This is a genomic window from Streptomyces sp. WZ-12, assembly GCF_028898845.1.
Classification (GTDB): Bacteria; Actinomycetota; Actinomycetes; order Streptomycetales; family Streptomycetaceae; genus Streptomyces.
Genome location: NZ_CP118574.1, coordinates 2,339,382 through 2,354,036 on the forward strand (window position 1 = coordinate 2,339,382; position 14,655 = coordinate 2,354,036).

Below are 14,655 nucleotides of genomic sequence, written 5' to 3' on the forward strand. Positions count from 1 at the left end.
GCACGACGTCCTGGCCGTGTGGTTACCGGGGGTGGGACTGTTGGGTGGTGGCGTTTGGGCTCAAGGTTTTGTGGCGGGTGATCAGGAGATTTTGTTGGAGGCGAGCATGGCGGAATTGGTAGACGGCGCCGGTCTGTCGTAGTACGCCGCGATGGTAGGCGTCGGTGAGAAATGCCTGAACGCGCCAGGGCAAGTGCCCCGCGACTGGTAGCCATCCGCGTACCAGTACCAGCCAGTGCATCCAAGCGCTGGTGGCACGCACGCTCACGAATCCTGCCAGCACTGCTGCTGCAAGCCCGTACGGCAGGCTGTACGCGGCAGCAACCAGGGGGCCGACCGCCAGTCCTACCACGAGCCCTTTACGGATGGCGTTTCGCCGGTCTCGGGCCAGCGACTCCGCCGCGCCGACCACATCGGCCGAATGGGCGGGTGCCTCAAGCCCGAACGCGAGCGCGGCTACGAGAGCAAACACGAGACCCACCCCCGACAAGATCACGAACGCATCTTCGAGCACATCCGTTTTCCCGAACGAGAGCCCGTCCGCGGCCATGGCAGCAGCGCCCTTCCCGAGCCCGAAGAGCCCGCTGACGAACCCGTTCGCAAGCCCCAGCAGCAGCCCGACGAGCATCCCCGCCACGAACCTGCCGGAGATGAACCGGACCCGTCCACGGATCTGCAGGCGCGTGCCGGCCGGTTGAGGTCCCACGCTGCGCAATCCGACGAGTCCCGCCACAAGACCGGCCGTGAGTCCGAGTGTCAAGCCCACCCTGAGTCCACCGGGAAGGTCTCCCAGGAGCCCGGCGGTGAGCTGGGCTGCGACCGCATCCACCCACCAGCCTCCTCTCCCATCCCCCACCAGCGTGCTGACGACTGTGAAGGAGAGTCCGCTTGCGACTACGGTCCCGAGCCCGACCCCGAGGGCAAGGGCGGGCCTGCGCAGACGTCTGATGTGGAGCCATCTGCCGAGTCCGGCCGTCAGGGCGACTGCGACCCCACTGCTCAGCATGGCCAGAAGCCCGTCCATCGCCCCTATCGCAAGCACGCGAACCTGCCCTTGCACGTCGCCGTCGGCTGTGAAGAAAGACGGCACCGCTTCTGTGCGCTCATACGTGAGTCCGAGCGCCAGAGTCACCAGCAGTGCGTCTACCACGGCGAGGATGAGGGTGCGTTTCCACCGCGGGATGGTGTCACGCAGTTGCCACCAGGCCAGATCGACCGTGCCTGCCTTGCGGAGGTGGTCGGCGAGGTGGGTGAGGTAGTGGCGTGCGCGGTCTTCGGGCCAGCGCGGCGGGTGGTCCGGCCGGCCGGAGTGGTAGACGGCGGGCAGGAACTCTTCGAGCAGATGGTCCTGTAGGGCAGTCCCGGTGGGGAAGCGGTCGGTGTCGAGCAGTTCGGCGGGCTCCTGGCGAGGGTTGTCGCTGTAGATGGTGCGGGCCAGGAAGACCATCAGGGGGTTGGTCAGCACGCGGCGCAGCGCGGCTGGGCCCGGCTCGTGCGGTGCGGTGTTCATCTTCTCCAGGACCGGGTCCCAGACGCCGGTGCGGCGCCTGGCCACGGTGCGGGGCAGGTAGCCGGCCAGGTCCTCCACCGTCAACTCGTCGACTTCTACTACGGCGGCCGCGGTCAGCACGTCCACCTCGTGCACCGCGGCGGCGAATTCCGGCGTCCGGCTTGTGATCACCATCGGGGTGTCCGGGGCAGCGTTGAGCGCGCGCAGTGCGTCTTTGTGCAGCCCGGTATGGATCTCGTCGAAGCCGTCCAGGATGGGCAGCACCCGGCCGGCCTCGACGAGCGCGCGGGCCCGGGTAGGACCGCCCCGTTCGGTGCGAGCGGCCAAGCCGGGGTGGTCTCGGGTGAGCTGCTCGGCCAGCCAGAGGCTCAGCGATCTTGTCGTCGGGTCCCAGGTCCCGGCGTTCACGACGACCGGCACCCGCCGGCCCGGCCGGTGTTTGTCCAGCAGGTCCAGTGCCAGACGGCCGGCCAGCACGGTCTTCCCGGCGCCGGCGGGTCGAGGATGACCAGCCGACCGGAGATGACGGACCGGTAGATCTCACTCAATTGCTCGATGCGCCCGGCCAGCGCCAAGGGCTCACCGGTGTCACCAGCCTGGAGACGACGGATGTTGGCGGGGTGATCGGCCAGTTCTCCAACCGGGTGCCAGCGCACAGGTAATGCCACCGGATCATGGACACGGCGCTGCTCTTCTTCCCGCTCCCACAACGTCCTGACGCCTTCGGCCAGGCCCTCGGCCCACGCGTCCAGATCGGACGGCCCACCGCGGGGCCCCCGCGCACTCCGCCGGCGTTGCCGGGGAGCGGGCCCGGTGGTGATGTTGACACCGCCGGTAATTGAGCCAGCCTGGACCACCGATCCGTATACCCGGCCGCTGACGTCGTTGTGTGCAGCCGCGGGTAGCCGCGTCGAGCCACCGTCGTTGTGGTCCCCCATGGCCCAATGGTGGCACGAGGCCCACGACAGGAACCGAAAATGCCGTGCTTACCTTGCCGGGACTGGTGATGGGCCGAGGTAGGCGCGGTCTCGGGCCCTGGCACGTCGAAGCCCGCCGGCCGAGGAAGCTTTTCCGTATCCCCCTCCGACCGTCACCACTACGCGGCACCAGGGTCGAGCGCACTCCTTCGGCGGCCGGCAGATATCCGCCGGCGATGCGCGGTACGGCAGCGAGTCGACAGGGGACACGAGCAAGCCCCACCGGAGGAAGCACGGCAGTGAGCAGCAGCACCATCGCGTGGATCGGCGTGCCGAGGCCCCAACGAGACGTAGGCATCCAGCAGTCGCGCTTCCCCGATGCCGCGGCCGCGCCACCTTCTGTCGCTGCGGTGCCGCGCGAAGCAGGAGGCAGGGCTCAGCGCTTCACGCACCGCACCATCGCGCGACCGTGGCTTTCGCCTGCTGGTCGCGCCGGCGTCGTCCTGAAGGGCGTGGGATGAGGTCGAATCGGTAGCCGACGAACAACCGCCACGAGGGAGCGAGCAACTGCCCCATGTAGCCCGGAGGCAGGGCCGATTCAGCTGCGCTCGCACGGAGAGGACTTCGTGCCGGTCGCACATCTCGGCGAGATCACCGGTTCACCTCCGCTCGAGCGGAGGTGAACCGGATGACGATGTCCACCTCGACCTCGAGCCCACTCCGCGCGAGCGGAGGTGAACCGTCCTGGTCGACGATGCCGCGCCTCTTCAGGTAGTCCACTCCCGTCGTACGCTGTCCGAACTCCTGCGGTCGCAAGGTCATCCAGGCTGCCTTCGATGCGCGGCGAAGGCTCGGTGGCCGGGCTGCTACAGATTGAAGTCGGTGATCGTGGCGTGGGGAGGCGTGGTGTCCTGGGAGACGACGTAGGCCATGGCGATCCCATACACGAATGCGGAGCGGAAGTCCTCGCTGCGCTCTGGCCGGGTGACCGTCATGGGCGCCGGTCCCGCCGAAGCTCTGAAACAGGGCATGTCCGACACTCGACGTTCCTGCGGACTGCCCACCGCTGGAAAACCGGTGCGCCGTCCGCCGTCGGTCGCGCCGCTCCCCGCGCCCTCATCAGAACCGTTCACGAGCAGCCCGGGTCTTGGCACTGTCTCAGGACGAGCCGGTAGACCTCCCGGGCCACATACCGCTTCAGACAGCGGATGATCTCACGCCGAGTCTTCCCTTCCGCAACCCGTCTCTCGTAATACGCCTGGGTACGCGCGTCCCAGCGCAGTCGAGTCAGCACAATACGGTGAAGGGCAGCATTCGCCTGCCGGTTTCCCCCACGGTTGAGCCGACGATGGCATCTGCTGCCCGAGGAGTATTCAACCGGGCTTGCCCCGCACAAAGCGGCGAACGACGCTTCACCGCGCAAGCGGCCCGCATTGTCTCCCATGGCGCCCAACAAAACAGCGGCGCTCCGCGGTCCGACCCCGACAGCGGCGCACAGTTGAGGGTAATGTCCCTCGATCAACTCAGACACCCGCTGTTGCAGCTCTCGGGCCTGCACGTTGAGCTGCTCGATTCGCTCGGCCAGCGTACGCAACGTGAACCTCGTGGCCCGCAGCACAGGATCCGTCCCCTCTGCATCTTCACCGAGCAGTGCACAGGCGCGAATGAGAGCTCGGCGGTTCAAGCCAGCCAGCTCTTCCCGCAGCGCTGGATCGGCAGTGACCAGGACCGCCTTGAGCTGGTTAGTGGCCTGGGTACGGGCTTTGACAGCGGAGTCCCTGGCCACGGTGTACATACGCGCGATCTCGATCGGGCCGTTCCCTGACTTCGCTCGGGAGCACGCACGGCCACTAAGCACGGCACGGGCGGCAGCTTCTGCATCGCCCTGGTCGGATTTGCTCCGCCGACGACGAGCCGAACGCCCCGGCCCAGGAGCCTCGATGACATCGATGCCTTGCGACAGTAGATACCGGGACAGGGCCGCCCCATAGTTGCCAGATCCCTCTACCCCGGCACGCCGAATAACACCTAACTCAGATGACCATTGCGCGAGTTGACAATATCCGGTTGCGGTGGCCGGGAAGCTCTCAATGGCCAGAGTCTTCCCCGTCATCGAAATCACGGCAGCCACGTGAATATCTCGGTGCGTGTCAACCCCAAGAATCACCTCGTCCGCATCTAGAGAAGGATGATCCATGGAATGAACAGGGCTTGTTAATTCGATCGTTCATCCACTCCAGTCGGTGGTTGCACATTGTGCATCAGCCTCGCCACCGGCCCGGAGGAGCGGTCGCCAGTGAAACAGTGCAGATTCCTCACGCACGGCAGTCCTCCAGACACGCTCACCCGAACCAGCGTCTGTGCGCACTGCCTCGCCCCGCGAACGACGTAGGATCGTCAAGACACTTTTGGTCAGAAATCTCAGGGGCCAAATCACGGCACGACGGCAGTATCGCTGCCATTCTTTCCATCTGCAGATCACCAGTACACCGCTGCCCCTCTTTGAGAGGGTTACCCGTAGAAGCCCAGCAGCGCCCACGCGCCCCCGGGATCTTCATCGCTACGGAAACACGCGCCCGCGCGCATCGCAAGCCCCAGTCGCCAAAGTGCGCCCTCGATGCGTCGTCTCACCGCAGTCCAGGCTCCCGTGGAGCTCCACGACACCCTCACTGCCAGCGCCCCGGTACAGGCCGTCGACGTTCTGTGTGGTCACCCTGACAGCAGGCCGTTCCTCCCGAACCTGGGCGCCTGGCGATCGCCGACATGACCTGCTCGGCGACCACCATCCGCAACCGCCGCGACGAGTGGATCCGGCTCGGCTTCTTCGCCCGGCTCAAGCAGATCGCGCTGGAATCCTACGACCGGATAGTCGGGCTCGTGCTCGATCGGAGCGCCATCGACGGCTCCATCACCAAAGCCCCTGGCGGCGGCGAGGTGGCCGGGCGATCACCGGTCGACCGCGGCAAACAGGGCCTGAAACGCTCGGGCATGACGGATGGTTACGGAACCCCGCTCCGGCCGGGTCCTGGCCGGAGCGAACCGTCACGACTCGCCGCTGCTCGCGCCGACCCTGGACCTGCTGGACAACCTCGGGCCGCTACCCGATGACATTACGGTGCACCTCGACGCCGGTTACGACTCGGACAAGACCCACACCGAACGCACCGCCCGGCACCTACACGGTCGCATCGCGCACAAGGGTGAGCAGGCACCGATCCAGGCCAGCCGGCGGTGACACGTCGAACGCACGCCTGGCAGAACGTCTTCCACCGCCTCACCCGCTGCTACGAGCGCCACGCGACCGTCATCCACGCCTTTTTCGACCTCGCCGACACAATCATCACCATTCGTAGCCTGATCCGCCGGGCCTGGACCACCCACCGCTGGGACGACCGCCCGAAGCGCCGTCCATGAGCCCCGCCCATCTGCGCGGCCTCTTACACGCAGACTGCTCCCGCCGACCAGCAACCCTGATCCAGGCCAATGCCTGAAGCGGGCAACCGGCCACGTCTTGCCCTTTTGATTCAGGCGACTCGGGTGTCGTAGGTCTCGCGGTTGGCGAGCACATCGTCCATGTGCATCTCGGCCCAGGTCTTGAGGCCGCGCATCATTTCGCGCAGTGACAGGCCGAGGTCGGTCAACTCGTAGGTGACCGTGACCGGCACGGTCGGCGTCACGGTGCGGGTGATCAAACCGTCGCGCTCCAGGGAGCGCAGCGTCTGGGTGAGCATCTTCTGGCTGACGCCGGCCAGCAGGCGCAGCAGTTCCGAGTAGCGCATCGACCGGGGCTCGCCGGCGCAGTCGGTGCCTGGCTGATGCGCGCTGTCGCTGCCGAGCGCGGCCAGGATCAGCGTGACCCATTTGTCGGAGAGCCGGTCGAGCAGCTTGCGACTGGGGCAGACCGCCAAGAAGGCGTCGTACTCCACCTTGGCCTGTGCCCTCTGCTGGGCCGCCGTCATCGTTGCCATGGACCGCTCCTCTCACCCGCGGGTGCCTTACGCACTCCGAAGTGCCTTCTTCCGGTTAGGAAGCTACACACCAAAAATGGTGCAAGAAGCCGTCGGGCACCACCCCCTGGCTCAACACGAAAGGCACACCATGAGCACCTCCTCCGCCTTGCTTCCCGGCGGCACCTGGCCCCTGGGCGACCTGACCGTCACCCGATTCGGCTACGGCGCCATGCAGCTCGCCGGCCCCTGGGTCGTGGGCCCGCCGGCCGACCGCGACGGCGCACTCGCCGTCCTCCGCGAGGCCGTCGACCTCGGCATCACCCACATCGACACCGCCGACGCCTACGGGCCGCACATCACCAACCAGCTGATCCGCGAAGCGCTGCACCCGTACCGAGAAGCGCTGCACATCGTGACCAAGGTCGGCGCGACCCGAGACGAGGAGGGAGGCTGGCCTCCGGCCCGGCGGCCGGAAGAGCTGCGCCGCGCCGTCCAGGTGAACTTGGAGAACCTCGGCCTCGAGACGCTGGACGTGGTCAACCTCCGGCTCGGCGACGCCCAGGGCCCAGTGACCGGTTCGCTCGCGGAGGCGTTCGAGGCGCTTGTCGAACTCCAGCAGCAGGGCCTGATCCGGCACCTCGGCGTAAGCAACGCGACGGCGGAACAGGTCGCCGAGGCGCAGGCGATCGCGCCAATCGTGTGTGTGCAGAACATGTACAACCTCGCCCACCGCCACGACGACGAGCTGATCGACGAGCTCGCCGAGCAGGGCATTGCCTACGTGCCCTGCTTCCCCCTCGGTGGCTTCAGCCCGCTGCAGTCCGCGGCGCTCACGGCCGTGGCCACTCGGCTGGAGGCGACGCCGATATCTGTCGCCCTGGCCTGGCTGCTGCAGCGTACGCCGAACATCCTGCTGATCCCCGGCACCTCGTCGGTGGCGCACCTGCGCGAGAACGTCGCGGGCGCGGGACTCTCACTCTCCGACGAGGGTGTCGCCGAACTGGACAAGATCGGCCGCTACCCCCCGTCACCATGACGAAGCGGATGGGTTGGATTGACCCTCGGGCGCTCGGGTAGCAGCGACGCGAATTGGTCCCAAAGCGGGTCGGTCAGCCATGCTGGAAGGACGGGCACAGGTCTCCGCAGCGGTCACAGAGCGTCGCAACTCCATGATCACTGACACCTGTGCCCGCCTTGTTGTCGAGGCCCCCACACCGCCTATGCGCGTGAGCTCTAAGTTCCGAAATCTCTCTGTTGATCCCGGCATCTGACAACCAGGACTGCCGAACCTTGGAAGCGCCGCAGAGTTCCATCAGGGCGGAAGCACCCTCGCGAGCCTCTTCAGGAAGGCGGCGTCCCAGAAAGCCCGGCTCTGGCCTATAGGGATGTCGCGCCGCTCCCCGAGCACAGGGAGCGGGCGCCTGCCTCATCGGCGACACACCCGCCGTAGCCTGCCACGTGCGCAGGCCCCACCGGAACACTCCGGCGGGGCCTCGACATGCCACGAGCTCTCACACAGCCCCTATGACGGGGATCATGATTGTGTGGGCCTGACCAGGTGGAACACCTCGCGGGCGACGTAGCGTTGAGGCACCGGACGATTCCACCGCCCAATCCAGCCGAGGCCCTCTACCAGGCCGGTCTGACAGCCGAAGGGCGATCGGAATCAGTTTCCGCCGCATTCAGCAACCTGCCGGAGCGTGATGTCATCCGCCCCGCTGCCTGCACCCGCAGCGCCGACATCGTTTAGCCGAACTGCACCGCACGCCGCGGCACCTTACGCACATGGCTGGATCACACCAGCCCGATCATCGGGAACCGTCCAGGACCCCAGGCTTGTCGACATCGCAAGGCACCAAAGGGGAGGGATACGGACGTGGACGCTCTCGCGGCTGCGGTACACACGCTTCTGGAAGATCCGGATGCATCTACGGAAGTGGAGGTGCCGACCTCGGAAGAAGCGGCACGCGCCGTCCGGCTTCTCGATCAGGGGCTGCGCAGCGGCCGTGGGGTCCACCGCAAGATGGCCGAGGGCGCGCTGCACGGCGCCAAGACACTCTCGACCGACCGGCTCCAGGTCCTCTCCGAGTTCGTCCAGAACTCCGACGATGCGGGAGCCGGACAGCTGCGCATCCTGCTGCGGTCCGACGACATTCTGGTCGCCCACGACGGAGCCGGCCTGCGCCTGGCTGATGTCCTACCGCTCGGCATGCCCTGGCTCAGCGGCAAGACAGCCGACGCCGAAGTCACCGGCCGGTTCGGCATCGGACTGTCCACGCTCAGGGCACTCACCGCGGTGTGGGAGGTGCACTGCCACCCCTTCCACGTGCGCTTCTCCGGTACCAACCTCGAACCCGCGGCGCCGCCGGAACTCCCCGACGGGATCTCCGGACCCGAGTGGACCGTCTTCCGCATCCCGCTGGCCCCCAGCACACTGACCGCGGCCCAGCTCCTTGAATGGTTCGAGGACTGGAACGACGCTTCCCTGCTCTTCCTGCGTCACCTTCGCGGCCTCGAGGTGACGGCGGGCGGGCACAGCACCGTACTAACCCTGTCCTGGGAAGACGTGACACAGCGTCGGCTCCTGATCGAGGGCGTCGAGCACGAGGTCAATGTGCAGCACGCCCGTGCGACCGACGGAGCGCTGTGGCGTGTGTACACGGCGCAGGTAACACCGCACCCCGACTGGGAACGGAGCCACAAGGCACTGGGCCCGACCGTGCCCGTGGGCATCGCGCTACCCCTGGAGCGTGGGACGAACGGCAGCGTCCATGCCGGCCTGCCCGTCGCCCCGCTGGACGTGGCGGCCCGCGTCCACACCCAGTTCGACCCCGTCGCCAGCCGCGAGGGGTTCGCCGGCAGCCGCCTCAACACACAGCTCGTCCCCGTGATCGCCGACCTGTGGGCAGCCGGCGTACGCGACGTCCTGGAGAGGGTAGATCACACAGCGTGGCATCTCATTCCGCTTCCCTGCCCGCCGGGCTCCGCGCCAGCGAACTTGCTCCAGGACCGGATCCGCACCGAGCTGCTCACCCGCGCACGGCGGTCACTCTCCGCCGAGCTGGCCTTGCCGGTCTCGGAAGGTGGTCCCGACGCCCCGCTGACCGATTTTGCGGTCGAGGAGGCCGCGCTGTCGGACGTCCTCGACGACACCGACATCGCCCGGCTAGGCAAAGCCCCGTACGCCTTTCCTGCCGCCGTCCGCGACCGCGGCGGCCGCTGGCGGAAGGTCCTCTCGGACTGGCGTGCGGCGGGTGCCGCTGATCTGCGCGCGGAGGTGCAGGTCATGGACGCACTAAGCCTTTTCTCCGACGACGAGTGGCAGGACGTCGCGCGGCTCGTACGGCTCGCCGCGGTCGTCCTCGAAGCGGGCCACGAGTATGCGCTGGCCGGCCGGGCGTGCCTGGTCACCGCCGACGGGCGCCGACTTCGGCCGCAGCCCGCGGAGCACGCGTTCGCCGACGCGTCCGGCGAGGCCACCGGCCCCTTGGATGTGCTGGGTGTTGTTCTGGACCTGCATCCCACCTACGCGGAGGACAACGCCTGGACGAAGACTGTCACCGCATGGCTGCGACGGCGGGACTGCCTGGTGCGCCGCGACGACACGGCAGCCGTACTGAAGATCGTCTCCCGGATCGGAAGAGCCGGCGGACAACTTGCCGACAGCGACGAGACGACGGAGGCCGCCAGGCTCGTCGCTCTGCAGCAGGCACTCGGTGAGATGCCCAAGCAACTACGCGACCCGCTCGGTCCGGGCATCGGACGTGCCATCCTCCTCAACGGCTTCGCCTACGACACGGACGGGACCGAACAGTCCCACCGCGTGAAGCCCGGCGCCGCCTATCTCCCCCAGGCATTGGAGACCGCTGACGGAGACCGGTTCGAGGTCGCGGCACGCAAGACTCCCGGTCTCATCTGGGTGCGCCGCTCCTACGCGCGGTCACTTCTCTCCGCTGCCCAGGCAGGCGGTCTGAGCAGAACGGCCTTCCTGCGACTGCTGGGCGTGGCGGACGCCCCCCGGCTCACTCCGGTGCACGAGGTCAATTACCAAGCGGACACCAAGACGTACCCGGGCGATCCCCGTCTCGGCCTCGCACGGAACTGCAGGTGGTCCGTCGCAGACCGGCGGTTTCAGATGATGCTCAAGGGAGCCGACCACACCCTGGACGACCTGACCAGCAGCGACCTCGTCGCCGTGGTCAAGAGCATCACGGCCGAGAAGAACGTGGACGAGCGACGACGCCGCACAGCCGCCCTGCTACGCACTCTCACCGCACCGCTGACCAGTTCAGACCAGGCCGTCGTCCCAATGGCCCGGGGCCACTACAAGTGGAACGTCACAGGTGAGACGGCGGCCATCTGGGTGTGGCGGCTCCGGGAGACCGCCTGGCTGGAGGACAGCCAAGGGCGGCTCCAGCCGCCGGCCGACCTCACCCTGCGTACACCGGATACGGAGGCCCTGTACGGACCGGAGGATCCCGGATACCTACACCCGGCGATCCACCAAGCGCTGGCCACCCGCACGGAGGTCCTCACCGCTCTCGGTGTCTCCGGCGATCCAGACGTCCCGCGCCTGATGGAACGGCTGCGTGAACTCCGGGACCGTCAGGACGACGACGATACCGATGCCGACGTGCCAGACAGTCTGAGAGCGGAGGCGTTGCTGGTCTATCAATCCCTGGCGCGGCGTCTGACTCACCATTCGGGAGATGCAACCCAGACGGCGGTGGAGAAGCAGATCCGCAACGAGTTTCTGTACGAGGACCTCGTCCTGACCGACCAGGGCTGGACGGAATCAGGCAAGTGCTTCCAGGGACCTGCGATCCTGCGCGGGTTCCGTCCCTTCGCCCTGACCGGGACGGACGTCGACCCTCTGTGGCAGGTACTGGGCATCTCCGAACCCGGGCTCGATGACCTCATCGACGTGCTGAAGGAGATCTCCGGGACCGGCGCGGCCCCCGACGCCGAGCACGAAAGGGTCATGCTCGAGGCTCTGCGCCGCCTGCGGGACGTGATCTCCGCCGCCGACAAGCCAATGCCGCCGGGGCTGCAGAGCAGGCTACGGAGTCTGCCGCTGTGGACCACGGCCGGCTGGGTCAAAGGCAAGGGCCGATCGGTGTTCGCCGTGGCCGACTCCAGGGTCGAGCGGGTCCTGACGGACCGTCTGCCGCTGTGGAAGCCAGGAGGGAACGTGCAGCAGTTCACTACACTGTTCGGGCGGCTGCACGTCACACCCCTGGACGTCGCGGGCGCCCAGGTCACGTACGAGACCGGAGGTGTGGACAGGGTCGGGGGCGCAGCCCTGGACCAACCGGCCGACGCGAGCCTCACGGAGGACTTCCGGCGGGGAGTCGCCGCGCTCCAGGACCTTCTGGTGCGCGACGAGCCCGAGACGGCGGAGGCTTTCACCGGCTGGACCTGGCTGGCGAGCCTGGAAGTCCGGCTACTCCCCGGTCTGCGGATCCGCCTCGACCCAGGAGGCACGTACGAGCCCATCGAGCTTCCCGTCGACGCGCAGATCGACCGCGGCCGCAACACGCTGTTCCTGCACTCGCACACGGCGCTGGCCACCAAGGCGGGTGCGGGCGCGGCCATCGCCGCCCACTTCGCGGAAGAACGGTCGCGCGTAGGCCACAGCTGGCGGGATGTTTGGGAGGAATGCCTGGTGGAGGCAGGGGCCGGAACCGCGCTCACATCGGCAGGGCAGCGGGACCGCGAGGAACGGCAGCGGCTCGCCGAAGAACTGCACCGACGTGCACAGCGGGCTCCCGCCCCGCCGATGCCGAACGGGAAACCGCCCGGCCAACGGGGCACTGGCACCGGCCCGGCTGCTCCCGCTGGACCGACCGGCATCATCCCGCCACCCCGCACCGGTTCAGCTCCCGCTCCCGCGCCGGGAAACCCCGGACCTGGCACCCAGTCCGGCCCGCAGCACGCGCCGGTCGCGCGCCCCCTTGTGGACGCGGCCGCCTTCGATGTGCTGCCCAGCAAGGTCACCCGCACTGGAACGCCGTCCACACCGGGCAGCACCCCTGCCCATACGCCGGGGACGGCGGGACCTTCGCCCCGCCGACACGGGACCCCACTCCCCCAGCCCAGGCCCGGAGGGGCCCGACCCCGCTGCCATGCCTCACCGCTCGGGTACGCAGGCCACCACAAGGAGGAACTCGTCATCCAGGCGCTTCGCCGAATCCTGCAAGAGCAGGGTGTCGAGCTGGACGACCAGCGGGGTGCGTCAGGCGTGGGCGCCGACGCATACGACTCGACTGGGCGCTATTACGAGATCAAGGCCCACGGGCGTGCTGTCCCAGACGAACTGACCCTGACGCGTTCGGAGTTCGTACGGGCCTGGTCTGAGGGCGAGAACTACACGCTCGTGATCGCCTCACACCTGGAGAAGGGCGCCGGCAAGCCGACCCTCCGCCTGGTGAACGACCCCGTGCACCGCTTTGAAGTCGAACCGCCAACGGATGTCTGTCTCAAGGGTGTACGCGACCTGTTGGTGGAGTCGACCGTGTACGAATGGCCCGGCACGGAGTAGCACCACGCTCGCCCCCGCTCTCGCAGGTTCATCCTTGCGAACGCGGGGCGCAGTCGAGCCCAGATGGGCTTCGCCAACCACGGCCCGGGCGGGACCGGAGAGCCCGTGGCGGCTCTGCTGCAGCCGATGAAGTCCACTCGATCGCGCTTCGATCGCCCATCGCTGTCTCTCCTGCCGTGAGCCTCGAAGCGCCTTGCGTGCCAGGCGCTTCTGGTGCGCTGCCTAACGAGCGGCGTACCGAACTGGCACGCGACCAGCCCATCATTCACTTCGAACGCCTGTCCCGAAAAGGGGGACGCATCAACTCGTCTAGCCGCAAGGCTGGTTGCCGCGTAGCCCTTGAGGCGTCGGCAGATCGAAGCATGCGGCGCCGGCGCCGTGTCTGCGCCGCAGGAAGTGGCCTGATCTGGAGACGGCGCTCGCCGCGACCGCGAACGTCTCCACCACAAGACGGTCCGGTCAGCGCCAGTGGGCGCGACAGAACGGTGTGCGACGCCTCAGCTGCTGGGCTCCGGCTACTGGCCAGGTACGGGGGTTGTTCACTGCGGCTCTTGGCGTAGGTTGTTGAGGGCCGTCTCAAGCAGGTGGTAGCGCACGCGTTCCTGTTCGAGTCGCACGTTATGACCGAACTCGCCTTCCACGAGACTTTCGTGGAGATCGGCTTCTTCCGGTGTGAGCGTGGTGAGGTGCTCGTGGGTGGGGGTTTCTTCCTTCACCCATTGACTGCGGTGCTCCAGCAGCACGTTCCTGTCCATCAGGATGGACCGGGCGTGCGGGAAGGCTCGGCGTAGCCGGTCGAGGATGGTGAGGCCGTGAGTGTCTAGGTCACCCCAGTAGATCAGGCGGACATCCTGCAGCCAGGGCAGGGCGGAGAGTTGAGTGACGGCGTAGCCGCCACCGTGGATGACGATGCTGTGGGGCTGGCTGGGGAAGGCCAGATAGGTGGTTTCGTTCTCGACGACATACACGGTCGTGACGCCGGGTGGCCTGGCGGTGAATTCGTCAACACGGACCGTGAGCTCGCTGAAGCCCGCCAGTGACGCACCGCCGAGCAGGCGGAAACGCAGGTAGGCGGGTTTACGCAGGAAGCGAAAGCGAGCGGCGAAGTCGGTGCGGGCAGATCCGGTATCAATGCGGTCGTCGGGGAGGCAGTGCTCGAGCAGGGTGGTGAGGATGGCTCGGTGGTGCTCGATGAACTTGGTGTCCACGCGGGGTACGTCGAGCTGGCGCAGGTAGACGGCCGGGCCGCGGTAGTCGGTGATCCACCCGATGGTGGCTTGGAGCCGTGGCCAGTCAGCTTCCCGTTGGACGACCTTCATCGGGTGCACGGCCATCCATGCGGCCAGCGGGGGCAGCGTCTCGCGGGCAGCGGCCAGGAGGGATGCGTAGCGGTTGACCGTGCTGGTGACGCCCAGGAGGGTCCACAGGTCTTCGCGGCGTTCGATCCAGACCCGGGCGGGGACCTTGTTCACGCCGGCCAGGCGTCCGCCGAGCTGCCGGTACTCAATGCGCATGCGCCGGTTGGCTCCGGGGGCCCACGACGTGGCCCAGGCGAGGACTTGGTCGTAGTGCTGGGTGATGTCGCCGGCCTTCGGGCCCTGCAGGGGGACGTCGAGTGGTTCCCATGCGGCGCCGTCGGCGAGCTGGGTGAGGTAGTCGCCGCGGTCCCAGCGTTTGCGCAGGCGGGCGACGACGTCGCGGGGTGTGGGCCAGTTCTGGGTGTGAGTGGCGGCCATG

At 67.7% G+C, this 14,655-nt stretch carries 9 protein-coding genes and 3 pseudogenes; 4 read left to right on the forward strand and 8 right to left on the reverse strand.

Annotated features, from left to right (window positions below):
- Nucleotides 1-22: 22 nt before the first annotated feature.
- Both PV796_RS09775 and PV796_RS09780 read right to left on the reverse strand, forming a co-directional pair.
- Complete coding sequence (locus PV796_RS09775) at nucleotides 23-1,987, reverse strand: hypothetical protein (RefSeq protein WP_274912554.1); 1,965 nt, start codon at nucleotides 1,985-1,987, stop codon at nucleotides 23-25.
- Entirely contained in the window at nucleotides 1,915-2,448 is a 534-nt protein-coding gene (locus PV796_RS09780; RefSeq protein ID WP_274912555.1) for a hypothetical protein, read from the reverse strand. The genes PV796_RS09775 and PV796_RS09780 overlap by 73 nt, the downstream gene beginning before the upstream one ends.
- A 278-nt stretch (nucleotides 2,449-2,726) precedes the next feature.
- Here PV796_RS09780 and PV796_RS09785 point away from each other — a divergent pair, with 278 nt between their 5' ends.
- Nucleotides 2,727-2,948 carry a hypothetical protein gene (locus tag PV796_RS09785; RefSeq protein WP_274912556.1) on the forward strand — a complete coding sequence of 74 codons (222 nt, stop codon included), beginning with the start codon at nucleotides 2,727-2,729 and terminating at the stop codon, nucleotides 2,946-2,948.
- 345 nt (nucleotides 2,949-3,293) lie between these two features.
- Here PV796_RS09785 and PV796_RS09790 read toward each other — a convergent pair whose 3' ends face one another.
- The 3 genes and pseudogenes from PV796_RS09790 to PV796_RS42355 form a co-directional block, all read right to left on the reverse strand.
- Nucleotides 3,294-3,458, reverse strand: a complete 165-nt coding sequence (locus tag PV796_RS09790) for a hypothetical protein (RefSeq protein ID WP_274912557.1) — start codon at nucleotides 3,456-3,458, stop codon at nucleotides 3,294-3,296.
- Nucleotides 3,459-3,556: 98 nt separating this feature from the next.
- The gene (locus PV796_RS09795) at nucleotides 3,557-4,624 is read right to left on the reverse strand and encodes an IS110 family transposase (protein ID WP_342456896.1); all 1,068 of its coding nucleotides are present in this window, start codon (nucleotides 4,622-4,624) and stop codon (nucleotides 3,557-3,559) included.
- 417 nt (nucleotides 4,625-5,041) lie between these two features.
- Nucleotides 5,042-5,208 (reverse strand): annotated as a pseudogene (locus PV796_RS42355) (Sir2 family NAD-dependent protein deacetylase); the annotation flags it as partial.
- On the opposite strand from PV796_RS42355, the pseudogene PV796_RS09805 reads away from it, so the two are divergent.
- Nucleotides 5,179-5,841: pseudogene (locus tag PV796_RS09805) on the forward strand (transposase); the annotation flags it as partial. The pseudogenes PV796_RS42355 and PV796_RS09805 sit on opposite strands and share 30 nt — an antisense overlap.
- Before the next feature lie 110 nt (nucleotides 5,842-5,951).
- Here PV796_RS09805 and PV796_RS09810 read toward each other — a convergent pair.
- Nucleotides 5,952-6,395 (reverse strand): winged helix-turn-helix transcriptional regulator, encoded by a 444-nt coding sequence (locus PV796_RS09810; RefSeq protein WP_037633303.1) that lies wholly within the window; start codon nucleotides 6,393-6,395, stop codon nucleotides 5,952-5,954.
- A gap of 130 nt (nucleotides 6,396-6,525) precedes the next feature.
- On the opposite strand from PV796_RS09810, the gene PV796_RS09815 reads away from it, so the two are divergent.
- Entirely contained in the window at nucleotides 6,526-7,413 is an 888-nt protein-coding gene (locus tag PV796_RS09815; RefSeq protein WP_274912558.1) for an aldo/keto reductase family oxidoreductase, read from the forward strand.
- 2 nt (nucleotides 7,414-7,415) lie between these two features.
- Here the strand turns inward: PV796_RS09815 and PV796_RS09820 are convergent.
- Nucleotides 7,416-7,511, reverse strand: a pseudogene (locus PV796_RS09820) (IS5/IS1182 family transposase); the annotation flags it as partial.
- 808 nt (nucleotides 7,512-8,319) lie between these two features.
- On the opposite strand from PV796_RS09820, the gene PV796_RS09825 reads away from it, so the two are divergent.
- A complete protein-coding gene (locus PV796_RS09825; RefSeq protein WP_274912559.1) occupies nucleotides 8,320-12,918 on the forward strand; it encodes a sacsin N-terminal ATP-binding-like domain-containing protein in 4,599 nt (1,532 codons plus the stop codon).
- A 539-nt stretch (nucleotides 12,919-13,457) separates the two neighbouring features.
- On the opposite strand, the gene PV796_RS09830 is transcribed toward PV796_RS09825, so the two are convergent.
- Nucleotides 13,458-14,654 carry a Wadjet anti-phage system protein JetD domain-containing protein gene (locus PV796_RS09830; protein ID WP_274912560.1) on the reverse strand — a complete coding sequence of 399 codons (1,197 nt, stop codon included), beginning with the start codon at nucleotides 14,652-14,654 and terminating at the stop codon, nucleotides 13,458-13,460.
- Between the last annotated feature and the right edge of the window lies 1 nt (nucleotide 14,655).

Coding starts and splice junctions, on each gene's coding strand:
- PV796_RS09790 (WP_274912557.1), bottom strand. CDS start 3,458: ATGCCCTGTTTCAGAGCTTCGGCGGGACCGGCGCCCATGACGGTCACC.
- PV796_RS09810 (WP_037633303.1), bottom strand. CDS start 6,395: ATGGCAACGATGACGGCGGCCCAGCAGAGGGCACAGGCCAAGGTGGAG.
- PV796_RS09815 (WP_274912558.1), top strand. CDS start 6,526: ATGAGCACCTCCTCCGCCTTGCTTCCCGGCGGCACCTGGCCCCTGGGC.
- PV796_RS09780 (WP_274912555.1), bottom strand. CDS start 2,448: ATGGGGGACCACAACGACGGTGGCTCGACGCGGCTACCCGCGGCTGCA.
- PV796_RS09795 (WP_342456896.1), bottom strand. CDS start 4,624: ATGGATCATCCTTCTCTAGATGCGGACGAGGTGATTCTTGGGGTTGAC.
- PV796_RS09830 (WP_274912560.1), bottom strand. CDS start 14,654: ATGGCCGCCACTCACACCCAGAACTGGCCCACACCCCGCGACGTCGTC.